The following is a 21346-nucleotide window of genomic DNA, read 5'->3' on the forward strand; positions in this document are numbered from 1 at the left end:
TACCGTTGTCAGCCATACCGTTCTCAGCCATACCGTTCCCAGTGGTTCCGTCGTCAGTCATACCGGGCCTCCGCAACCCAGCGGGCGGACTCGAGCAGGAGCAGCCAGGCCGCGCCCGATCCGTCCACGAGCTGGAGGCGATGGCCGTGGTGCGCCCTGGCGGGATCCCACCAGCGTTCGACGAGCGGCCAGGGTCCGGCCCAGGCCGTGACAGGGGACAGGTCGTCGGTTCGCCCGGTTTGAGAGAAGGCGGCAGGAGTCCCGGAGAGGATGCCCCGCTCGTCGACGCCGACGGCAGCGCCGTCCGTGGCGTGGAGCAGGACCGACGGCGATTCCAGGAAAACGGTCGCGGGGGAGAGCCCGGGGAGGCTGCCAGGCCAGGGCGCCGTGGCCGTGCGTTCGCGTGCCGAGGCCGGCTGGGCGGGGACGACGGGGACGGCGTCGCCCCAGGGAACGAGCACCCGGCGGTCCCTGAGTAGCCGGCCGCCCGCACTGATTGCGGTGAGCACCCCGTCGTGCCCGAGCAGGCCCTGGACCCGGGTGAGCGCGTGGTGGATCCGCTCGTCTGGCCCGGAGTCCCAGAGACCCTGCTCGTGATCGGCTGTCGAGTCCACGCGTTCGGGGATGATCCGCACCCGGGTGATGGCGGCTTCGAGCTCGCTCGCACCGGGGCCGGCCCCCTGCAGTTGCCACCGCACCCGGTCGGCGATGTCCGCGCCGGTGAACCAACGCGGATGCCGCCACGAACGCGTGTGCACGGCTCCTGCCCCCGCCGCGGCCTCGGTGCACACCTCGATCGTGACTTCGGTGCAGACCAGGCGCGAGGCGGCGAGGTCGCCGACGAAGGCGTCGAGTCCCGCCCGGATGGCGAAGGTGACCTGGTCGACCCTGTCGAGGGGAGGTTCCCAGTCGAAGGCCACCTCCCGGTGGCGGGGAGGGACCCGGGGAACGACTCGGCCATCGTCCGCCGCCCCTGCGATCCGGTGGGCGCGGGCCGCTGCCGCTCCGAACCGGTGCCGCACCCGGTCGGCGGGGAGCGCCGCGAAGTCCCTCAGCGTGTGCACGCCCAGGCGGCGCAGCAGTGTCGCGAGGTCCCTGTCGATGAGCCCGGCGTCGACGAGGGTCGTGACCGGGCGGACGGCGAGAAAGGCCGCTGACCCCCCGGGGAGAACCACCCTGACCGGGGTGGGGGCCTGGTCCCTGGCGACCTGTTCCGCGGCGAAGGCGCCGTCCGCGATGCCGACCCGGGCGCCGGGGATCCCGAGCCCCGCGACGCACGCGACGAGGGCGTCCGCGGCCGCCTCTTCGGTGCCGTAGAACCGGGCAGGCCCGCGGGAGCGGATGGCGCAGAGTCCGGGACGCAGGACCTGCACGCCGGGTGTCGTGTCCTCGAGCCGCTCGATGACGGGTTCGAAGGCCCGGTCGTCGAGTACGCGGTCGTAGCCGAGCACGACGAGCTCCGGGCAGCGGAACTGGGCCTCGCGGGCGGCGAGTCCTCTCCGCACGCCCGTCGTGCGGGCCGCCGGCGAGCAGGCAAATACGATGCCGCGGTCGACGAGCGCGAGGGGCACGTCCTCCGGGAGCCCGGCGCGCACCCTGGCCGCCGTCACGGGCCAGTCGGGGCACCAGAGCACCAGGGTGCGCTCGGGTCCGTGCGGGTGCCCCACTGTCGTACCGGTGAGTGCTGTCATTGTCAGACCGCCTCGCTGTACCGGTGCGCGCCGAAGGGGATACCGAGGCGGGGCGGGTCGACGGACTCTGCCTCCGCCGGGCCGCCGGCGAGCGACATCCGTGCGGTGCGGGGTGCGCCGGAGCGCGCGGACGCCGCGACGGTCACCTCGCGTCCCGTGAGGTGACCGTGACCGTCGCCGAGCCCGGTCCAGGTGCTTGAGCGCACGGAGAGCCTCGCCTCGGCCTGCGGCCAATCGCCGGCGACGAGGAGTGTGCACCCGCGTTGCCGGAGCCGGGCGGCGAGCCGGGAGGCCTCCGCCTCCGAGACCCGCCGCGTCGGTCGCACCGCGACGACGGGGAGAACGTCCGCGAGGGCCGCCGTGACGGTGAGCCACTGGTCGCCCGGCGCAGGGACCAGGACGAGGCGCGTGAGGTCGATACCGAGGCTCGTCGCCGCTTCGGGGCCGAGGTCGGGCAGCCCGATGATCCCGCACCAGGACCCGGCCTGGGACGGCCCGGCGAGGAGCGCGAGAATGAGGGAGACGGAGCCGTCCACGGTGTAGACCGACCCAGGCCTGAGCGCGCCGCCCGGCAGGAGGCCGGCGAATCCCGTTGCCGCCTGGCGGCTTTCGAGTCCCGCCCGAGTGGATTCCATCCCGCGGATGCGCGCCTGCAACCCGGCCGCGAGTTCTCGCGGGTCGGGTCCGCTGCGGGGGACGGGGAGACTGGACACCCCACCATATTCGAACAGACATTCGATTAAGTCAAGACGATCCGGGGCGGGCGGATGCACGGCCGATGCCCGGGGAGAGGGTTGTCGGTGGGCCGCGCTAGCCTGAGACCATGTGTGGTCGATTCATCATCACGGACACGGCGCCGGACCTCGCCGCGATGTTCGACGTCGAGCATGAGGGCGAGGACCTCCCGGAACCGTCGTGGAACATCAAGCCAACCGAGCGGATTCCGATCGTGCTCGAGTCGGCGAAATCAGGCGCCGTCGTGCGCAGGATCGAGTCTGCGCGCTGGTCGCTCGTTCCCTCCTTCGCGTCGGCGCTCGTGTCGAAGTTCCCGACGTTCAACGCCCGGTCGGAGACGGTGGGGGAGAAGCCCACCTTCCAGCCCTCCCTCGCATCGCGGCGTGCTCTCGTGCCCGCCACCGGTTACTACGAATGGCACACCGAAGGCACCGTCAAGACCCCGTACTTCGTGCACTCGGACGATGGGCTGCCCCTGGCCCTCGCCGGTCTCTACGCGTGGTGGCGCAACCCTGCCCTCACGGAAGACGACCCGGCGCGATGGGTGCTGAGCGCCACGATCCTCACCCAGGAGTCGAGTGGCCGTCTCCGGGGCCTTCACGAGCGGATGCCCGTCGTGCTCCCGGAGGAGACCTGGGACCAGTGGCTCGACCCGCACACGGTCGGCGACCAGGAGTTCGTGGACGCGGCCGTGGCCGCCTCCGCGGAATCCGTGGAGGGTTTGCGGTTCCACGAGGTTGCGCCCCTCATCGGCGACGGGCCCGAACTCATCGAACCGGTCGCCTGAGCGGCTACGCTCGTCATGGCACGGAACGGCCGGGCCGGTGTCGAAAGGACCCCTATGAAAATTGTCGCCTTCATCGTCGCGATGGCCGTGTTCGTCTTCGGACTGTGGCTCTTCGGGTTCGCCTTCACGGTCACCGCGGGCCAGTTGCCCATCTTCTTCGGCGGGATCCTCTGCGTGGCCCTCGCCGTGGCGATTCCCGTCCAGATCCTGCGCGACTGAGCAACCCCGTGCAGGCCGAACAGCGTACCGATCCCCTCGCCTTCCACGGTGAGGGCCCCGTATGGTCCCCGTCCTGGGGCGGCCTGCGCTGGCTCGACATGTTCGCGGGAGACATCCTCTCGCTGGACGGTGACACCGTGCATCGCAGGCACGTCGGCAGCATGGTCGTGACCGTGCGGCCGCGCCGCGCGGGCGGCGCCGTCCTGGCCCTGCAGCGCGGTTTCGCCCTCGAGGATGCCGAAGGGACGATCACCGAACTCGGGGAGCTCTGGAGCGATCCGCTCCTGAGACTCAACGAGGGCGGCTGCGACCCGGACGGCCGGTTCTACTGCGGTTCGATGGCGTTCGACCAGTACCCGGGCGCCGGTTCCCTCCGCCGCCTCGACCCGGACGGCTCGGTCGAGGTCGTCCTGACCGGCCTCACCATCTCCAACGGGCTGGACTGGAGCCCGGACGGCTCCCTCGCCTACTACAACGACACCGCGACGGGCCGGGTCGCGGTGTTCGACTACAGTGCAGAGACTGGCCTGACGGGCCTGCGCAGTTTTGTCGAGATCCCGGCGGAGTCCGGCTTTCCCGACGGTCTCACCGTCGACAGCGACGGCGGGGTCTGGGTGGCACTCTACGGCGGGAGCGCCGTGCATCGCTACACGCAGGATGGCCGCCTGGACGAGGTCGTCGAGGTCGCCGCAAGCCGCGTCACCGCGTGCACCTTCGGCGGACCGAACCTGGACGAGCTTTTCATCACGACGTCACGGGAAGGCCTCGACGACGGGGAAGAGGCACTCGCCGGATCGTTGTTCCGGGTGGATGCCGGGGTCACCGGCCTGCCCGTGCGCGCGTTCGCCGGCTGAACGTCCGGCCCAGCGCCTGACCCGAAGCCGGGCTCAGTGCAGCAGCCCGGCGACGAGGTTGATCATCGTCGCAAGGATCACGGATCCGAAGAGGTAGGACAGCAGGCCGTGGCGCAGCGCCGTCATCCGGATGATGTGTGTCTTCAGGTTGGTGTCCGACACCTGGAACGTCATGCCGAGGGTGAATGCGAGATAGGCGAAGTCCCCGTAGCTCGGCGGCGCTGTCTGGTTGAATTCGATCCCGCCATCCGCCCCCTCGTAGTAGAGCCGGGCATAGCGGAGGGTGAACAAGGTGTGCAGAAGCGTCCAGGACAGCACGACGCTCAGCACGGACAACAGGGCCAGCACGACCTGCGCTGCTCCCGTCGTGGAATGCGTTTCGACGAGCAGAAGGCCGAGCGCGCCGAGGCTCGCGAGGCTGATCAGGAGCACGAGCAGGTCGGACACGCCCCGGGACGGGTCCTCACGGGTCGCATGCGTCGCGGTCGTCGCGGCGTCCATCGGCCCGATCACGATCCAGACCCAGGCGATGAACGTCACGCAGGCCGCTGCCCAGCCCACGATCGGGGCGAGCACCCAGTCGCCCCCGATCGACGCCACCACCCCGGCGGCAAGGCCGATCACGGCCATCACGATCAGGCGGGTGCTCGAGCGACGCACCGTCAGGCGTTCCCAGGTCTTCATGGGCCGATCGTCCCACAGATCCGTCAGGATCCCGTGAGCGGCTCGGGTGGGGCGAGATGACAGAAACGGTCGATAAGGTGAAGAGAACGTCTGACACAGGTCAGACCCCGGACGGCGGCTTGCCGCACACGATCGAACGAAAGAGACCGCGAGGATGTCAGAGAGCCCGGCGGCGGCATCACCCTATGAGGTGCTGGGCGTGAGCCCTGAGGCGACCAGCGAGGAATTGCGACGCGCCTACCGCAAGAGGCTGCGTCTCACCCACCCGGATGTCGGGGGTCGCGCCGCCGACTTCCAGGCCGTCCAGGTGGCGTGGGAACGGATCGGCAATCCCGAGAGCCGGGCCGATTACGACAGGCGCCGGTACCCGGACAACGAGCACGGGACCGTGCACACCGGCTCCGCCTCCGGTTCGTCCGGTTCCGGTTCGTCCGCAGGCTCGGCGCGCGCTTCGTCGGCGGCGACAGGTCCGCGTGCGCGGATGTACGGACACCCGGGGGGCCACGCCCGGCAACGGTACCTCGAGCTCCTGCGCGAGTGGGTCGGCCGCGGGACCGTCATCGACGATCCGTACGCGCCCCAGCTCGTCCGCTCCGCGCCCCGCGAGATCCGGCACTGCCTGGCCCGCGCCCTCGCCCAGGAATCGACGGCACACCTCGTGTCCCTGCTCGGCATCGGCTACACGGCCTGGCACGACGTGCTCGCGGGCTCCCACCCCGACCCGATCGACCATGTCGTCCTCGGCCCCGCCGGGCTGTTCGCAATCCTCTCCGAGGACTGGGGCGCCTCCGTCGAACTCCGGCGCGGCGAGCTCCTCGCGGAGACCCTCCGGCCGGAGGACCGTCCCGTTCATGAATTCGAGGATGCCGCGCGGGCGCTCTCGCGCGCCCTTGGCGTGCGCTTCACCGCCCTCGTCGTCGTGCTCCCCGACGACGCCCTGTCCGACCCGCTTGCGGTACCCGGCCGCGGCCGGCGTCCCACGGTCGTCATCATTCCGCGGTCGCGGCTCGTCGGCCTGTTGCGCGAGGGGCTGCCGGGGATGGATCGGGGCAGCTTCGAGAAGGTGTTCGACCTGCGCAGCCGCCTGCAGGACGGCATCCGCTTCGTCACCGACTAGCGGCCCGCGCCACTCGGCCCGGGTCTAGCGCAGGCCGAGTGTGTCGACCCAGTAGGCCAGGAAGTTCGCGCCGGCGGCGTCGTGGATCAGGTCACCCTCGATGATCACGGGGTACGGTCGCTCGAGGACCCCGTCGGACGGGCGCACATCCACGTGGGCGACCTCGTACCCGGCGGTGTGCAGGTGGTCGGCCATCAGGTAGTCGCTGCGTGAGTCGCCGACGGAGCGCCACACCCGGGGGAGCGGGCCGGTCTCGGCGAAGAAGGCGAGGGCGCGTTCGGCGCCGTGGTCTTTGTCGAGGGTGACGGATTCGATGTCCGTCGAGATGATCGTGGGATCGATCCGGAACGGCACAGCACCCGACGCGTCCGGGGAGACCCGGTCACCGAAGCGGACCCCGAGCCCGAGGCCCGTGAGGATCGCGAATGAGGCCTCGTTGAAGTCGGCAGCGGCCGCCGCGTAGTCGGAGTCTGCGGCATCCGTGCGTTGTTCGACCGAGACCATGGCCTGCTTGGTCTCATCGAAGAACATGGTGTCGGCGAAACGGTCGTGCACGAGCGAACGGATCGCGTCGACGGCGGCCGCAGGCAGTGCGACGCTCGGGTCGACAACAACGTCGCCCATTCCCGCTGCGGTGATCGGGAACCAGACGGCGCCCTTCTCGCAGACACCGTACATGCGCATGGTCTCCGGGAGGCCGGCCGCGAGGAGGGGCGTGATGACCTGCTCGCGAATGAAGAGCGCCGACCGGCCGGTGATGAAGGCGATCGGCACGTTCGCGGCCGCGAGCGTGATCAGGTCGGCGATGATGCTGTCGCGCCGGATCGTTCGGGTGACCGGACTGGCGATCGGCCCGTCGACGTCGAGGAGGAGGCCGAGGGGAGGGAGGCTGTCTGGCATGGCTCCATTGTTTCATGGGCCGCTCGGTGCATGGCCCGCCCGGTGCACGGCCCGCCCGGTGCGCGGCCGCCCGTCGACGGGCGTCAGCCGGTCGTGACGCGCACATCACCGTTGGTGGTCTGGGCGATGATCGTGCGCCGTGCGGAGGGATCGCTCGGGACGGAGCCTGTGTCGACGTTCCCGTTCGTCGTCCGCGCGTCGACGAGGTAGGAGAGTCCGGCTGCCGGCATGCGCACCGTGATCGAACCGTTGGTGCTGCGGGCCTCGACGGCCTCAGGGGCATCCCGGAAATCGACCTCGACGGCTCCGTTCGTGGTCGTGGCGACCACGCGGCGGGAACCGGCATCGCGCACCCTGATCGCGCCGTTGGTGGTGTGGACCTCCACCCGGCCGAGCGTACCCGTCGTCTCGACGGCTCCGTTCGTGGTCGTCAGCCTCAGCGCGCCGGTGAGTGCCGACGCCTCGATCTGCCCGTTCACCCCGTCCGCGGTGAGGGAGAGTGCCGCAGGGAGGGCCACCGTCATGTTCAGGGAGCAGAAGCCGAGCCACTGGCTCGGGCACCCGCCGGTGACCTCGGTCACGCCGTTCGCCGTTGTGATCGCCAGCGTCGGCGTGGCGCCGAGCGAACTGCCGTCTGCCCGCACGTGCACCTGCGAATCGGGGCTGGGTTCGAAGCGGATGGCGGAGTTCGGAACCCGGACAGCCACGCTCGACCCGGCCTCGGCATCCGCTGCGAGATGGACGGGCGTGCCGACCGCGCCGCCGGTCAGAAGAAGGATGAGCAGTGCGGCCCCGGCCAGGATGACGACGCCGAGCACAACGACGGCGACGATGAGGCCTGCCCGCCCTCCGCGGCGCCGATCCGGCTGCGGGGGCACGGCCGGCTGGGGCGGCACCGGCGTTCGGGGCTGGACCGGTGGACGTTCCGGCGGCATTGCGCTAGCGTTCATGCAGCAGACCATACCCGTGTCCTGCCCTCCCGGTACGGAGCGAGGCCTGGGCAGCGGTCAGCTCACGTGCACCGCCGGACGGCGCTTGACGTCGCGCTCGGCGACGCGGAGCACCTCGCGGGTCACCGGGGCGACCTCGCCGTTTCCGAAGAACAGGAACCTGGCCATGTTGGAGATCGGGCTGCCCTCTGTCCACTCGAAGTAGATCGTGGGGACGATGCCGGTCACGTCGCGAATTTCGAGGAGCACGGAAGCCAGGGTGTTGGGGATGTTGCCGCTGTAGACCTCGAGGACCCGGTAGCCGTGCTTGACGACGCCGCGAACGAGGAGGTCCTCCTCGAACTCGGAGGAGTCGGTGCCGTGCACCTCGAGGAAGATGGTCTGCGAGTCGCGGGGAATGTGCGAGTACCGGCGCTCGTCGCGGTCCTTGTGCCGGTACTCGTGTTCGCTGCCGTCGTCCGGTTCGTTCGCGATGACCCGGACTGCGCCGTCGGCGGCATCCGCTTTCACGAAAGCGAGGGCCCTCTCGTCGAGGGCCACGGATGTCGCCCGAAGCTGGAAGGACCGGCGTACCCGGGAGATCAGCGAGATGAGCAGGATCCCGGCGATGAACAGCCCGGCGATGCGCAGGCCGTCCGGGCGTTCGATGACGTTGAGGACGGTCGTGTACGCGAAGACGAGGGAAATGGCTCCGAAGCCGATCGTCCGCTTGCGCTGGCCCTGCCTGCGGGCGGACAGGGTCACAGCGGCGGACGCCGACGTGATCAGCACGAGAACGCCTGTCGCGTATGCGCCGCCCTGGGCGTCGACGCTGGCCTGGAAGACGACGGTGATGATGAACGCGATCGCGGTGAAGACGAGAACGAGCGGCCGCACGGCGCGAGCCCACTGCGGTGCCATGCCGTAGCGCGGCAGGTACCGGGGCACGAGGTTGAGGAGTCCGGCCATGGCGGACGCCCCGGCGAACCAGAGGATGCAGATGGTGCTGACGTCGTACACGGTTCCGAACACCGGGCCGAGGAACTCGTGTGCGAGGTACGCGAGCGCGCGCCCATTGGCCTGCCCGCCCGGCTGGAATTCGGCCTGGGGGATCAGGAACGTCGTCATGAAGCTCGTCAGGATCAGGAAGCCGCTCATGATCACGGCGGCCGTCGTCAGCAGGCGGCCGGCGCCGCGGATGCGCCCTGCGGGACGCTCGGGTGTGTCCGTCGGGTCGCCGGTGATCTGCGGCATCACGGCGACGCCGGTCTCGAAGCCGGAGAGGCCGAGGGCGAGCTTCGGGAAGACGATGAGGGCGATCCCGACCATGATCAGCGGATCACCGTGCTGGGCGTTGAGCGCGCTCCACCAGTCGGTGATCATCACCGGCCGGCTCGCGATCTGCGCCAGGGAGACGAACACGACCACGAGGTTGAGCGCGAGGTAGACGCCGACGAGCACGACGGCGATGCCGATCGCTTCCTTGAAACCCTTGAGGAACACGATCGCGAGGAGCGAGATCAGGGCGAGGGTGATGCCGATCTCGTTGCCGTGGAACCATTCGGGGGCGAAGGGATTCTCGATGGCGTGTGCCGTGGCATCCGCCGCGGAGAGGGTGATCGTGATCATGAAGTCGGTGGCCGCAAAGCCGAGCAGGGCCAGGACGAAGAGCTTGCCCGCCCACCAGGGCAGGAGGTGTTCGAGCATGTGGATGGACCCGGAGCCGTTGAAGCTCTCGCGGGCGACCCTGCGATACACGGGGAGCGCGCCGAGCAGGGTCAGCAGGACGAGGACGATCGTTGCAAAGGGGGAGAGCAGGCCGGCCGCGAGCGCGGCGATGGCCGGCTGGTAGCCGAGCGTGGAGAAGTAGTCGACGCCGGTGAGGCACATGACGCGCCACCAGCTGTGCGTCTTCTCCGCTGTGCGGGCGTGCGGACCCTGGTGCGGGCGCTCACTGTCCTGAAGGAGCCAGTGCGAAAGACGGTCCCGCCGGGTGGTGACGGGTCGGGGAACCGCGGTGGAGCCGGCCTCCGTCGAGGAGTGAGGCATACGAGGGGCCCTTACTGGTCTGGAGGTCGCGTAGTGCAGGGATCAGCCTACGCGCACGAAAGGCCTGCTGGCACGTTCCTCAGCACCGAATTGACGCCGGATACCGCGGTGGTGTCGGGGATGTCGTCCGGGGTACCGTCCCGGGTGATGTCGGCGGACCAGACCCGGCCGGCGGCGATTATCCTTGAACACGATGATTACGAGACGAATGGCCGCCTTGCGACTGGATATTCCGCTCGAGATGGCGCAGCGACACGACCTTCCCTCGCGCCTGACCGAAGCGGAACTGGCCGAGATTGAGAACAACCCGCCGGACTGGCTGGTGCAGTCGCGGGCCAACCGCACGGGCAAGAAACCGGTCTGGGTCGAGCTCCGCTGCGACGTCTGCGGTTTCTCGGAGGCGGCCCGCCCGAAGAAGTGGTGGCCGGCCTTCACGTACCTCACGTGTGACGACCATGGCGCAGACGAACTGCCGGAGCCTGCCGCCGGTCTCAGCCGTACAGAGGTCGACGGTGTCGGCACCCGCTTCATCGGAATCGTCGACGAGACCCCCTGACCGGATCGGCCTCAGGCCCGGGCGCGCCGGGGCATCGACACCGCGGCGACCACGGTCAGCGCGGCGGTGATGGCGACCGCGACGAAGACGGCGACGGATGCCGCCTGAACGCTCGCGGCATCCCGCACGCCCGATGCCGACGAGCCGATGATCCCGTTCGCCACTGCGCCGAAGATCGCGACACCGACGGCACTGCCGATGGACCGGGAGAACAGGTTCGCGCCGGTCACGACGCCGCGCTCGTCCCATTCGACGCTCGACTGCGCCGCGATGAGCGTGGGTGTTGCGACGAGGCCGAGGCCGAGGCCCACGACGAAGCAGCTCAGCGCGGTCACCACCACCATCGGAGTGCCGGCCGTCCCCGCGAGGAGCAGGGCGCCGAACAGGACGATGGACACGCCGATCAGCGCCGTGTTCCGGAAGCCGATCCTGAGGTAGAACCGGCCGGACAGCGCCGCGGAGATGGGCCAGCCGACCGTGAGGGCGGCGAGAGCGAGTCCGGCGACGAGCGGCGGCGTGCCGAGCACGCCTTCGAGGTAGGTCGGAACGAAGGAGGTCAGCCCGATCAGGATCGCGCCGACGCCGACCGAGATCAACGCGGTACTGAGCAGCAGGCGCCTGCTGAACGCCCAGAGCGGCAGCACCGGTTCTGCGGCACGACGCTCCGCCAACCCGAACAGGACGAGGAGCACGGCCCCGGTCGCGAAGGCCGCGATGCTCGGCACGGAATCCCAGGCCCAGGCCTGACCACCCTCGAGGACCGCGAGGATCAGAAGAGTGAGTGCCGTCGTCAGGAGGACGGCGCCGAGGTAGTCGACGCGGTGCCGGCGGGCCGTCACGGTCTCGTGGAAGGTGCGTTGCAGCATCCAGGCAGCGATGAGGCACAGCGGGATGTTCACGAAGAAGATCCAGCGCCAGGACAGGAACTGCGAGAAGATCCCGCCGAGGCTCGGTCCCACCACCGAGGAGATCGCCCAGACGCTTGCGAGGTAGCCCTGCACCTTGGCCCGTTCGACGACGGTGTAGATGTCCCCGGCGATCGTGATCGCCATCGGCTGCACGGCGCCGGCGCCGAGGCCCTGGATCGCCCGGAATGCGATCAGCGCAGGCATGCTCCAGGCCAGGCCGCAGAGCACGGACCCGAGCAGGAACAGTCCGATGCCGATCATCACGATCGGTTTCCGGCCGAGCGTGTCCGAGAGTTTCGCGTAGACCGGCACGGAGACGGCCTGCGCGAGCAGGTAGATCGAGAACAGCCACGGAAACTGGGCGAATCCGCCGAGGTCGCCGACGATCGTCGGCACCGCTGTGGCGAGGATCGTCGCGTCGATCGCCACGAGCCCCGTCGTCAGCATCAGGGCGATCAGGATCGGGCCGCGCGCGGATCGGAAACCTACTTCAGTCGTGCTCATGCGGCCTCCGTCGTCATTTCGGTACGAGGGATGTAATCGGCGCCGACGGTTCCGCATTCCCATTCCAGAATAAGAAGTCCGAGCCGAGGCAAAAGAGAAGGCCCCAGGACGAATCCGGGGGCCTTCCTGCACTGTCTCAACCAGCGCTCGTCCGTTCGCTGAAGTTATCAGCGACCGGAAGTCTGGACCGAGTCTAGTCGACGTCCGGGACCGGGCCGGTGAAGCGGATGCGCGGGCTCAGGCGCGCCGCAACGCTGCGCCGTCGAGACGGTACGTCGTCCAGCCGTCGAGGGGCCGGGCGGCGAGAGACTCGTAGAAGCCGATCGCGGGCGCGTTCCAGTCGAGGACATCCCATTCCAGGCGCGCGTACCCGCGCTCGACGCACAGTGCCGCGAGGCTGGTGAGGAGTGCGGTTCCATACCCGCCGCCCCGGTGGGCCGGCCGTACGTACAGGTCCTCGAGATGGATGCCGTGCACGCCCTCCCAGGTCGAGAAGGTCAGGAACCACACGGCCATCCCGGCCAGGGTACCGGCCTCCTCGCCGTCGATGACGAACGCGTGGACCGCGGGCTCGTCGCCGAAGAGGGCGGCGAGGAATCCCTCCTCCGTCGCCGCGACCGCGTCGGGTTCGCGTTCGTATTCGGCGAGTTCGACGACCAGCCGAAGGATCTCGGGAACATCGGCGGGCACGGCGGGACGGATCGGCTTCATCCGACCAGCGTACGGGACCTCCCGCTGGCCGGCGCTAGTCCTCCGACGGCCTCCGGCGCTGCTGTTTCGTCGACGAACGCTGTTCCTTGGCCGCGAGGCGCCGACGGTTCGAACCCCTGGTCGGTTTGGTCGCCCGGCGGCGAGCGGCATCCGGGGCCAGGGCCGCGGACACGAGTTCGGCGAGCTTGGCCAGGGCGATCTCGCGGTTCCGGAGCTGGGAGCGCTGCTCCGACGCTGCGACCGTGATCACCCCGCCGACGAGTCGCCGGTCGAGTCGCGCCAGGAGCCTTGCCCGCTGGTCGTCGGACAGGGACGGCGACAGGGCGACGCTCCAGGACAGTTCGACGCGGCTATCCGAGGTGTTCACGTGCTGCCCGCCAGGCCCCGGCGACCGCGAGAACCGCCAGCCGAGTTCCGATGCGGGAATCGTGAGCGCGGGTGACACCTCCAGATCCATGGTCCCAGCGTGCCACAGCAGAGTGGAGCCGGCGGGGTATGCATCCGGTGGGCGTGCGGTGTGGCACCCCGGGGTCTACCTTTGCTAGGGTAGCCGTGGGCGCCAATGAGAGCGCTCTCACACAGGTTTGGGTCTGGTGCATCGATGGATTCCGATATTTTCGGATCCCGTCGCTATCCGGTCCTCCGCATATCGCAAAGGTGCACACATGAGGTTCGGTCATTTCGACGACGAGGCCAGGGAATACGTGATCGAGACCCCGCTCACGCCATACCCGTGGATCAACTACCTGGGCAGCGAAGATTTCTTTTCCCTGATTTCTCACACGGCCGGCGGGTACACGTTCTATAAGGACGCGAAGATGCGTCGCCTGACGCGGTATCGCTACAACGACATTCCCACCGACTCCGGCGGACGATATTTCTTCATCAACGACGGCGGCGACGTCTGGACGCCGAGCTGGCTGCCGATGAAGAAGGACCTCGACTTCTTCGAGACCCGCCACGGCATGGGGTACACCCGGATCACCGGCGAGCGCGGCGGCCTGCGCGTCTCCACCCTGTACTTCGTACCCCTCGGCGAGACGGCCGAGGTGCAGAAGGTGACGATCACCAACACCTCGGACCACGTCAAGACCTTCTCCCTCTTCTCGTACCTCGAGTTCTGCCTCTGGAACGCCCAGGACGACCAGACCAACTACCAGCGCAACCTCTCCCTCGCCGAGGTCGAGGTCGAGGGCAGCACGATCTACCACAAGACCGAATACCGCGAGCGTCGCGACCACTACGCCGTGTACTCGGTGAACGCCGAGATCGCCGGGTTCGACACCGACAGGGAGACCTTCGTCGGGCTCTATGAGACCCTGGCCGAGGCGAAGGTCCCGAACGCCGGCACGGCGCAGAACTCGATGGCGTCCGGCTGGTACCCGATCGGTTCGCACCAGGTCGACTCGACCCTGCAGCCCGGCGAGACCCGCGAGCTCGTGTTCGTCGTCGGCTATGTCGAGAACACGGAGGAGAACGGCCAGGGCAAGTGGGCCGACGATGCCAAGCAGGTCATCAACAAGACACGGGCGCACGAACTTCTCGCCCGGCTCGACACGACCGAGAAGGCGGATGCCGCGTTCGAGGCCCTGGGGGAGTACTGGACCACCCTGCTCTCCGCGTACACCGTGACCTCGCCGGACGACAAGCTCAACCGGATGGTCAACATCTGGAACCAGTACCAGTGCATGGTCACATTCAACATGTCCCGCTCGGCCTCCTACTTCGAGACCGGAATCGGGCGCGGGATGGGCTTCCGAGACTCGACCCAGGACCTGCTCGGCTTCGTACACCTGATCCCCGACCGCGCCCGCGAACGCATCCTCGACATCGCCGCCACCCAGCTTCCGGACGGCTCGGCCTACCACCAGTACCAGCCGCTCACCAAGCGCGGCAACGACGAGCTCGGGAGCGGCTTCAACGACGACCCGGCCTGGCTGATCATCGGGGTGGATGCCTACCTCAAGGAGACCGGGGACTTCAGCATCCTCGACGAGGTCGTGCCGTTCGACAACAACGACGCGCTCGCGCAGACGCTCTACACCCACCTCACGCGCTCCTTCGAGTTCACCCTCAACAACCTCGGCCCGCACGGCCTGCCCCTGATCGGGCGCGCCGACTGGAACGACTGCCTGAACCTGAACTGCTTCTCGACGACGCCGGGCGAGTCTTTCCAGACCACGGAGAACCAGGCAGGCGGCGTCGCGGAGTCGACATTCATCGCGGCCCAGTTCGTGCTCGCTGCCGGACAGTACGCGACCATCGCCGAGCGCGGCGGCGACACCCAGCAGGCCGACCGCGCCCGCAAGGCCGCTGCGACCATGAGCCAGGTGCTGCTCTCCGACGGCTGGGACGGCGAGTGGTTCCTGCGCGCTTACGACTTCTACGGCAACAAGGTCGGCACCCACGAAGACACCGAGGGCCAGATCTGGATCGAGCCGCAGGGCTTCGCGGTCCTCGCCGGCGTCGGCGTCGAGCACAACGCGGACGGAACCCCGTCCGCTACAAGCCCCGCGTTCCGAGCCCTCGACTCCGTGGACCGCCTGCTCGGCTCCGCACACGGACTCGTACTGCAATACCCGGCGTACAAGAGCTACCGCATCGAACTCGGCGAGGTCTCGACGTACCCGCCGGGCTACAAGGAGAACGGCGGAATCTTCTGCCACAACAACCCGTGGGTCATCATCGGCGAGACGGTTCTCGGCCGCGGCGCCAAGGCCTTCGACCACTACCGCAAGATCACGCCGGCCTACCGTGAGGAGATCTCCGAGGTGCACCGCCTCGAACCGTACGTGTACGCGCAGATGATCGCCGGCAAGGAGGCCTCCCGGCACGGCGAGGCCAAGAACTCCTGGCTCACCGGCACAGCCGCGTGGAACTTCGTGACGGTCTCCCAGTACCTCCTGGGCGTGCGCACCGACTACGACGGCCTCGTCGTCGACCCGCAGCTCGGACCGGACGTCGCTGAATTCACCGTCACTCGCCGGGCCCGCGGTGCGACCTACGTCATCACCGTTGCCAACTCGGGCAGGGAGGGGTCGCGCGCAAGCCTCGAGGTCGACGGAGTGGCCATCCAAGGCCGCACCGTGCCGTACGCCCCTGACAGCGCCGTCGTGCAGGTGCGCGCCACCCTGTAGTCACCCCGGCCGGCATTCGCCCGGTGCGCCCGAGAGAGTCTCCGGCGCACCGGGCGTTCTGCGTCACCGGGAAATAAACCGTGTCCGACCGCGGAAGTGCCTGGCTATCCGGGTCCGGGGTGCTTATATGAGCACGTGGATGAATGGACGGGGGGACTGCCGCCTGCTGCGCATGCCCGCATCGCTGGACAAAAGGCCAGTCGAACAGCGGGGTCGCTGCTCTCGGTCGCCGCGGCGGCGAGCATCCAGAGCGTCGGGCTGACCGCCGTCGGCGAAGTCTTCGGCTGCGCCGTCATGAACCTCGGGTGGAAGGGCAGCGGTTGTGCCTGGTGGACGTCGGGGGCGAAGATGGGGAGATCGTCGATAGGCCAGGTTTCGCCCGTGACGACCTCAGGCGGCGGGTCCACCTGGGGCAGCTTCGCCCCCTACGTCGGCGCATACGAACGCGGCTGGTATGGCGCACTCAAGCGGATGCGCGTCGAAGCGCAGGCACTCGGGGCGCACGGAGTCGTTGACATTCGCATCCGTCGCACCCGCGTCGAGGGCACGGCCTGGGAATTCAGCGCCCTCGGTACGGCCGTGCGCTCCACGGATTCCTCTCTCGTGCCTTCTCCCGGATCCGCGGCCGACCCCTGGTACACCAACCTGAGCGGAGAAGACTGCGCCGCGGCTCTCCTGGCCGGATATCTCCCGCACAGTGTCGTGCTCGGGATGTCCGTGTCGACGAAGCATGAGGATTGGCAGCTCCAGCAGCAGCGCACCAGTTGGATAAACGGCGAAGTGACCGGGATGACCAGGCTGGTCCAGGCGGCGCGGCGCGAAGCCAGGGAGCGGCTCGCGCGCCGGGTCACGCACACGGGTGCGGCAGATCTCGTCGTGACCGACACCACGCTGTCCGAGTTCGACACCGCGTGCGGCGGCTCGGATGCGCGAGACCTGCACGCCGAATTCGTCGTCGTCGGCACCACCCTGGTGGCGTTGCCGCGCGCGCGGAACCGGTCGGCCGTTCCTCCGCCCCTGACCGTGATGCCCCTGCGCGATTCCCCGCAACGCCCACGAACGCCTGAACGATGATCTCCCCAGCACCCACGACGAGCGAACGGACGACCACCCCATGACGGACCCATTCTCCGGCGTCTCCCTCTCGGCGAGCGCCCGGGCGCGCCTGGCCGACGGCAAGAAGCATCTGTTCACGTCCGACCTGTCCGTCAACGAGTTCCTCCTGGTGCGGCAAGCCGGATTCCGCCCGGTGGGACTCGTGCTCGGTTCGAGCGTCTACCACGTCGGGATCCAGACGCGACGCTGGGGCCAGAACATGGAGCTCGACAAGCTCAGTGCCGCGATGTACCACGCTCGGGAACTCGCGATGACGCGCATGGAGGCGGAGGCCGACGCCCTGGGCGCAGACGGCATCGTGGGCGTTCGGCTCGAGATCGAGTTCAAGGACTACGGCAACAACCTTGCCGAATTCGTGGCCATCGGAACAGCCGTCGTGGCAGACCACGCCCCGGCGAGCGGTACCTGGCGCAACAACAAGGGTCTTCCGTTCACCTCGGACCTCTCCGGCCAGGACTTCTGGACCTTGATCCAGTCGGGCTACGCACCGCTCGGCCTCGTGATGGGAACCTGCGTCTATCACATCGCCCACCGGGGAACGATAGCCGCCCTCAGCAGCCTGGGAGCGAACATCGAGATCACCCAGTTCACGGAGGCGCTGTACGACGCTCGCGAACTGGCCATGGGGAGAATGCAGACGGAGGCCGAAACCCTCGCGGCTGACGGCATCGTCGGAGTGCAACTCTTGTCGCTGCCGCACCGGTGGGGCGGCCACACCACGGAATTCTTCGCGATCGGAAGCGCGGTCCGCGAACTGCGCGAGGATCACGTCATCGCCACTCCGGGCCTCGTGCTTCCCCTGACGGACGGTGGCCGCTGGTGACCCTCGAGCAAGCCACGGCCGACCCCCAGGCGTTTCTGGCCGGCCTCGCCGACGGAGCCATACGTGCGCTGTCCGCACCGGTGGCCGCGAGTGTCCTGACGGTGGAACGGAACCGCTCGCTGGCAGACCGCCTGGCCGGCAAGTCCGGGTCCATCCGTGAGATTCGACTTGGGGCGAACGGTGAGACCCTGACCCTCACTCACCTCGCGGGACCCCGGTTCCTCGCCCAGGCCCAGAAGGCTTCCGGCGGCGTCGTGATCTCACGGCGGACCCTGACCCTCGGCGAATGGCTCAGCGTCTTCGCCGGCCGTATCGCCGCCGTGGCGGGGGATGCCGCGGGCGAGGCTTCCGCGGCGGCGCACGCACTCCACACCCTCGGCATCGAGTCGACAGGGTCGGACGTACGGGTTGCCGATGCGACCCTCGACGTCGATCTGAGAAGCCTTCCGGCGCGGGTGGAGTCCCGTCTCCCGCCGGAAGCCGTGACGGCCGTCCGTCGGATCACCGGGCTGCTGCTGGAGACACTGCCGAGGCTGGCGGGCAACCTGGAAGCCGAGATGACGGCCAGGCGAACGGCGACCTCGTATCTCCCCGAGACTCTGCGCACGTATCTTGCGCTCCCTGCCGAGTGGGCGCACAATCACGTCTTCGCCGACGGCACCACGCCTGACACGGCACTGGCCGCTCAGTTGACCGTTCTCGAGACGGCCGTCACCGAGATGTACGACGCGGCCGTCCGTGATGATGCCGAAGGTCTCCTGATCAACGGCCGGTTCCTCTCCGCTCGTTTCGCCAGGTCCAGTCTCGATCTCTCGTAACGGCGATGCGTGCGGGCTGGGCGATCGAGGACTAGCTTGGGTGGGTGTCCACTCCCTCGATCGACGCACACACCATTCACGCCGCCGGCGTCGAGCGGCTGCTCGCGAGCTATCGGGCGGTCCCGCCGACGGCCTCCGTCCGGCTCGCGAAGCACGCCTCGAACCTGTTCCGGTCACGCGCGAAGTCGGACGCCCCGGGCCTCGACACGTCGGGATTGACGGGCGTCATCGCGGTCGATACCGAAGCGCGGACGGCCGACGTGGCCGGCATGTGCACCTATGAGGACCTCCTCGCCGCGACCTTGCCGCTCGGGTTGGCTCCGCTCGTGGTCCCACAGCTGAAGACGATCACCCTCGGCGGTGCGGTCACGGGCCTCGGCATCGAATCGACGTCCTTCCGCAACGGCCTTCCGCACGAGTCGGTGCTGGAGCTGGACATTCTCACCGGAACGGGCGACGTCATCACGGCGTCGCCGGCTGAGCACGAGGACCTCTTCCGCGCTTTCCCGAACTCCTACGGCACGCTCGGGTACGCGGTGCGCCTGCGCATTGAGCTGGAGCAGGTTGACCCCTTCGTCGAGATCCGGCACCTGCGGTTCCACTCGCTCCCCGACCTCATCGCGGCGATGGACCGCATCGTCGCGACCGGTGACCTGGACGGCGACCGCGTCGACTACCTCGACGGCGTGGTGTTCAGCGCCGACGAAGGCTACCTCTGCGTGGGCGCCCAGACCGCCGCGTCCGGCCCGGTGAGCGATTACACCGGGCAGAAGATCTACTACCGGTCCATCCAGCACGACGCCGGCACCACGGTCGACCGGCTCACGATCCACGACTACCTGTGGCGGTGGGACACGGACTGGTTCTGGTGCTCGGCGGCATTCGGCGCACAGCGTCCGCTCGTCCGCAGGCTCTGGCCCCGAACGCTTCGGCGCAGCAGCTTCTACGGGAAGCTGATGCGCTACGAACAGCGATTCCAGATCGGGGATCGCCTCGAGTGGCTGCGGAATCGTCCACGCCGGGAACGTGTCGTGCAGGACGTCGAGATACCGATCGAGCGCTGTGCGGAGTTCCTGGAGTGGTTTCTGGCCACTGTGCCGATCGAACCGATCTGGCTCTGCCCGCTGCGGCTGCGTGACGACGGCGGCTGGCCGCTGTACCCGATCCGGCCGCGACAGACGTATGTCAACGTCGGGTTCTGGTCGACGGTGCCGGTGGGGTCGACCGAGGGGGAGACGAACCGTCGGATCGAGGATGCGGTCGGCGAGTTCGACGGGCACAAGTCGCTGTACTCGGACTCGTACTACTCTCCGGAGAAGTTCGACGGACTCTATGGCGGAGACGTCTATCGGAGCGTCAAGGACCGATACGACCCCGATTCGCGTCTCCTCGATCTCTACGCAAAGGCGGTGTTACGACGATGACCACATTCCAGCAGCGATCCTCGGAAGCCACGGAAGGGGCTCGCACGTCGGAGCCGGAGGGGAAGCTCGCCCTCGCCGGGATCCTCGAAATCCTGGCCGGCGGTCGGCTCCCGCTCCGTTTCACCGCCTACGACGGGAGTTCGGCCGGCCCGCCGGAGGCACCGCTCGGGCTGGAGCTGAGAACGCCGCGGGGCACGACCTACCTGGCGACCGGCCGCGGCGACCTGGGCCTGGCCCGCGCCTATATCGCCGGTGACCTCGAGATCCACGGGGTGCACCCCGGCGACCCGTACGAGCTCCTCAGAGCGCTCACCGGCGACCTGGTCTTCACGCTGCCGTCGCCCCGGGTGATGGCCACCATCATCCGCTCGATCGGAGTCGGCCACCTGCGCCCGATCAAACCGCCGGAACTGGAAGCACCGCCGCGCTGGCGCCGGATCGCCGGGGGACTACGGCACAGCAAGAGCAGGGACGCCGAGGCGATCCACCACCACTACGACGTGTCGAACACCTTCTACGAGTGGGTGCTCGGGCCGTCGATGACCTACACGTGCGCGTGCTACCCGCGCCCGGACGCCTCCCTCGACGAGGCTCAGGAGAACAAGTACCGGCTGGTGTTCGAGAAGCTGCGGCTGAAGCCGGGCGACCGGCTGCTCGACGTCGGCTGCGGCTGGGGCGGCATGGTGCGTTACGCGGCCCGCCGCGGCGTGAGGGCCACCGGAGTGACCCTGTCGGAACAGCAGGCCGGCTGGGCGCAGCGTGCGATCGCCGAGGAAGGCCTCGCCGGTCTGGCCGAAGTCCGGTTCGGCGACTACCGCGACATCGCCGAGACCGGCTTCGACGCCGTGTCGTCGATCGGGCTGCTCGAGCACATCGGCGTGCGCAACTATCCCGCGTACTTCGAGTTCCTGCAGTCCCGCCTGCGCCAGGGCGGGCTCCTGCTCAACCACTGCATCACCCGCCCGGACAACCATTCCGAAGCGTCCACCCGCGGGTTCATCGACCGGTATGTCTTCCCCGACGGCGAGCTCACCGGCTCCGGCCGCATCATCAGCGCCGCACAGGACACCGGCCTGGAGGTGCTTCACGAGGAGAACCTGCGGCAGCACTACGCCCTGACCCTGCGCGACTGGTGCACCAACCTCGTCGAGCACTGGGATGAGGCCGTCGCCGAGGTCGGACTGCAGACCGCGAAGGTCTGGGGCCTGTACATGGCCGGCTCACGGCTCGCGTTCGAGACGGGGGGAATCCAGCTGCACCAGGTCCTTGCGGTGAAGCCGTCGGACGGGGACGGCCTCGGGAGCCTGCCCCTGCGGCCCTGGTGGACTCCCTGATTCGTTGGGGAAGTTCGTTAGGGAAGAAGGATAGTCCGGACCACCGATGT

General features: G+C 68.8%; 20 protein-coding genes. 11 read left to right on the forward strand and 9 right to left on the reverse strand.

Annotated features, from left to right (window positions below):
* Positions 1-53 precede the first annotated feature (53 nt).
* Entirely contained in the window at positions 54-1691 is a 1638-nt protein-coding gene (locus tag E3O50_RS07005) for a DNA polymerase Y family protein (protein WP_134446590.1), read from the reverse strand.
* 2 nt (positions 1692-1693) lie between these two features.
* Complete coding sequence (locus E3O50_RS07010; protein WP_174774643.1) at positions 1694-2404, reverse strand: hypothetical protein; 711 nt, start codon at positions 2402-2404, stop codon at positions 1694-1696.
* 110 nt (positions 2405-2514) lie between these two features.
* Between E3O50_RS07010 and E3O50_RS07015 the strand changes: the two genes are divergently transcribed.
* From E3O50_RS07015 to E3O50_RS07020, 3 genes are read left to right on the forward strand one after another with little or no spacing between them, the layout of a single operon-like run.
* Positions 2515-3213, forward strand: coding sequence for an SOS response-associated peptidase (locus E3O50_RS07015; protein ID WP_134446589.1), 699 nt, complete (start codon positions 2515-2517; stop codon positions 3211-3213).
* A 54-nt stretch (positions 3214-3267) separates the two neighbouring features.
* Positions 3268-3432, forward strand: coding sequence for a hypothetical protein (locus E3O50_RS19090; protein WP_166787273.1), 165 nt, complete (start codon positions 3268-3270; stop codon positions 3430-3432).
* Between the two features lie 8 nt (positions 3433-3440).
* Positions 3441-4286, forward strand: a complete 846-nt coding sequence (locus E3O50_RS07020) for an SMP-30/gluconolactonase/LRE family protein (RefSeq protein WP_134446588.1) — start codon at positions 3441-3443, stop codon at positions 4284-4286.
* A gap of 33 nt (positions 4287-4319) precedes the next feature.
* Here E3O50_RS07020 and E3O50_RS07025 read toward each other — a convergent pair whose 3' ends face one another.
* A complete protein-coding gene (locus E3O50_RS07025) occupies positions 4320-4970 on the reverse strand; it encodes a DUF1345 domain-containing protein (RefSeq protein WP_134446587.1) in 651 nt (216 codons plus the stop codon).
* A gap of 154 nt (positions 4971-5124) precedes the next feature.
* Here E3O50_RS07025 and E3O50_RS07030 point away from each other — a divergent pair, with 154 nt between their 5' ends.
* A complete protein-coding gene (locus E3O50_RS07030; RefSeq protein WP_134446586.1) occupies positions 5125-6087 on the forward strand; it encodes a DnaJ domain-containing protein in 963 nt (320 codons plus the stop codon).
* A 24-nt stretch (positions 6088-6111) separates the two neighbouring features.
* Here the strand turns inward: E3O50_RS07030 and E3O50_RS07035 are convergent, their stop codons facing one another.
* From E3O50_RS07035 to E3O50_RS07045, 3 genes are all read right to left on the reverse strand, one after another.
* Positions 6112-6987, reverse strand: coding sequence for a hypothetical protein (locus tag E3O50_RS07035; RefSeq protein ID WP_134446585.1), 876 nt, complete (start codon positions 6985-6987; stop codon positions 6112-6114).
* A gap of 83 nt (positions 6988-7070) precedes the next feature.
* The gene (locus E3O50_RS07040) at positions 7071-7937 is read right to left on the reverse strand and encodes a DUF4097 family beta strand repeat-containing protein (RefSeq protein WP_166787272.1); all 867 of its coding nucleotides are present in this window, start codon (positions 7935-7937) and stop codon (positions 7071-7073) included.
* Positions 7938-7994: 57 nt separating this feature from the next.
* Positions 7995-9806 (reverse strand): amino acid transporter, encoded by a 1812-nt coding sequence (locus E3O50_RS07045; protein WP_134446627.1) that lies wholly within the window; start codon positions 9804-9806, stop codon positions 7995-7997.
* Between the two features lie 352 nt (positions 9807-10158).
* On the opposite strand from E3O50_RS07045, the gene E3O50_RS07050 reads away from it, so the two are divergent.
* Positions 10159-10521 carry a hypothetical protein gene (locus E3O50_RS07050; protein WP_134446583.1) on the forward strand — a complete coding sequence of 121 codons (363 nt, stop codon included), beginning with the start codon at positions 10159-10161 and terminating at the stop codon, positions 10519-10521.
* 11 nt (positions 10522-10532) lie between these two features.
* Here E3O50_RS07050 and E3O50_RS07055 read toward each other — a convergent pair whose 3' ends face one another.
* The 3 genes from E3O50_RS07055 to arfB form a co-directional block, all read right to left on the reverse strand.
* Positions 10533-11933, reverse strand: a complete 1401-nt coding sequence (locus tag E3O50_RS07055) for an MFS transporter (RefSeq protein WP_134446582.1) — start codon at positions 11931-11933, stop codon at positions 10533-10535.
* A 237-nt stretch (positions 11934-12170) separates the two neighbouring features.
* On the reverse strand, positions 12171-12644 hold the full coding sequence (locus tag E3O50_RS07060; protein ID WP_134446581.1) for a GNAT family N-acetyltransferase: 474 nt from the start codon (positions 12642-12644) through the stop codon (positions 12171-12173).
* 34 nt (positions 12645-12678) lie between these two features.
* Positions 12679-13101 carry an alternative ribosome rescue aminoacyl-tRNA hydrolase ArfB gene (gene arfB / locus E3O50_RS07065; RefSeq protein ID WP_134560157.1) on the reverse strand — a complete coding sequence of 141 codons (423 nt, stop codon included), beginning with the start codon at positions 13099-13101 and terminating at the stop codon, positions 12679-12681.
* A gap of 208 nt (positions 13102-13309) precedes the next feature.
* On the opposite strand from arfB, the gene E3O50_RS07070 reads away from it, so the two are divergent.
* The 6 genes from E3O50_RS07070 (at position 13310) to E3O50_RS07095 (ending at position 21296) form a co-directional block, all read left to right on the forward strand.
* Positions 13310-15781, forward strand: coding sequence for a glycosyl transferase (locus E3O50_RS07070; protein WP_134560159.1), 2472 nt, complete (start codon positions 13310-13312; stop codon positions 15779-15781).
* A gap of 135 nt (positions 15782-15916) precedes the next feature.
* On the forward strand, positions 15917-16855 hold the full coding sequence (locus E3O50_RS07075) for a heavy metal-binding domain-containing protein (RefSeq protein WP_134446578.1): 939 nt from the start codon (positions 15917-15919) through the stop codon (positions 16853-16855).
* A gap of 40 nt (positions 16856-16895) precedes the next feature.
* Complete coding sequence (locus E3O50_RS07080) at positions 16896-17720, forward strand: heavy metal-binding domain-containing protein (protein ID WP_134446577.1); 825 nt, start codon at positions 16896-16898, stop codon at positions 17718-17720.
* A complete protein-coding gene (locus E3O50_RS07085) occupies positions 17717-18538 on the forward strand; it encodes a hypothetical protein (protein ID WP_134560161.1) in 822 nt (273 codons plus the stop codon). Before E3O50_RS07080 ends, E3O50_RS07085 begins: the two co-directional genes overlap by 4 nt.
* Positions 18539-18582: 44 nt before the next feature.
* Entirely contained in the window at positions 18583-19962 is a 1380-nt protein-coding gene (locus E3O50_RS07090) for an FAD-binding oxidoreductase (RefSeq protein WP_134560163.1), read from the forward strand.
* The gene (locus E3O50_RS07095; RefSeq protein WP_134446574.1) at positions 19959-21296 is read left to right on the forward strand and encodes a class I SAM-dependent methyltransferase; all 1338 of its coding nucleotides are present in this window, start codon (positions 19959-19961) and stop codon (positions 21294-21296) included. Before E3O50_RS07090 ends, E3O50_RS07095 begins: the two co-directional genes overlap by 4 nt.
* Positions 21297-21346: the final 50 nt, after the last annotated feature.

Source organism: Cryobacterium sp. MDB1-18-1, assembly GCF_004402735.1.
Taxonomy (GTDB): domain Bacteria; phylum Actinomycetota; class Actinomycetes; order Actinomycetales; family Microbacteriaceae; genus Cryobacterium; species Cryobacterium glucosi.

What these genes read in the sequence shown, in the direction of transcription:
- E3O50_RS07035 (WP_134446585.1), bottom strand. Translation starts at nt 6,987, where the DNA reads ATGCCAGACAGCCTCCCTCCCCTCGGCCTCCTCCTCGACGTCGACGGG.
- E3O50_RS07050 (WP_134446583.1), top strand. Translation starts at nt 10,159, where the DNA reads ATGATTACGAGACGAATGGCCGCCTTGCGACTGGATATTCCGCTCGAG.
- E3O50_RS07045 (WP_134446627.1), bottom strand. Translation starts at nt 9,806, where the DNA reads ATGTGCCTCACCGGCGTCGACTACTTCTCCACGCTCGGCTACCAGCCG.
- E3O50_RS07055 (WP_134446582.1), bottom strand. Translation starts at nt 11,933, where the DNA reads ATGAGCACGACTGAAGTAGGTTTCCGATCCGCGCGCGGCCCGATCCTG.
- arfB (WP_134560157.1), bottom strand. Translation starts at nt 13,101, where the DNA reads ATGGATCTGGAGGTGTCACCCGCGCTCACGATTCCCGCATCGGAACTC.
- E3O50_RS07005 (WP_134446590.1), bottom strand. Translation starts at nt 1,691, where the DNA reads ATGACAGCACTCACCGGTACGACAGTGGGGCACCCGCACGGACCCGAG.
- E3O50_RS19090 (WP_166787273.1), top strand. Translation starts at nt 3,268, where the DNA reads ATGAAAATTGTCGCCTTCATCGTCGCGATGGCCGTGTTCGTCTTCGGA.
- E3O50_RS07040 (WP_166787272.1), bottom strand. Translation starts at nt 7,937, where the DNA reads ATGAACGCTAGCGCAATGCCGCCGGAACGTCCACCGGTCCAGCCCCGA.
- E3O50_RS07095 (WP_134446574.1), top strand. Translation starts at nt 19,959, where the DNA reads ATGACCACATTCCAGCAGCGATCCTCGGAAGCCACGGAAGGGGCTCGC.
- E3O50_RS07080 (WP_134446577.1), top strand. Translation starts at nt 16,896, where the DNA reads ATGACGGACCCATTCTCCGGCGTCTCCCTCTCGGCGAGCGCCCGGGCG.
- E3O50_RS07015 (WP_134446589.1), top strand. Translation starts at nt 2,515, where the DNA reads ATGTGTGGTCGATTCATCATCACGGACACGGCGCCGGACCTCGCCGCG.
- E3O50_RS07025 (WP_134446587.1), bottom strand. Translation starts at nt 4,970, where the DNA reads ATGAAGACCTGGGAACGCCTGACGGTGCGTCGCTCGAGCACCCGCCTG.
- E3O50_RS07070 (WP_134560159.1), top strand. Translation starts at nt 13,310, where the DNA reads ATGAGGTTCGGTCATTTCGACGACGAGGCCAGGGAATACGTGATCGAG.
- E3O50_RS07060 (WP_134446581.1), bottom strand. Translation starts at nt 12,644, where the DNA reads ATGAAGCCGATCCGTCCCGCCGTGCCCGCCGATGTTCCCGAGATCCTT.
- E3O50_RS07030 (WP_134446586.1), top strand. Translation starts at nt 5,125, where the DNA reads ATGTCAGAGAGCCCGGCGGCGGCATCACCCTATGAGGTGCTGGGCGTG.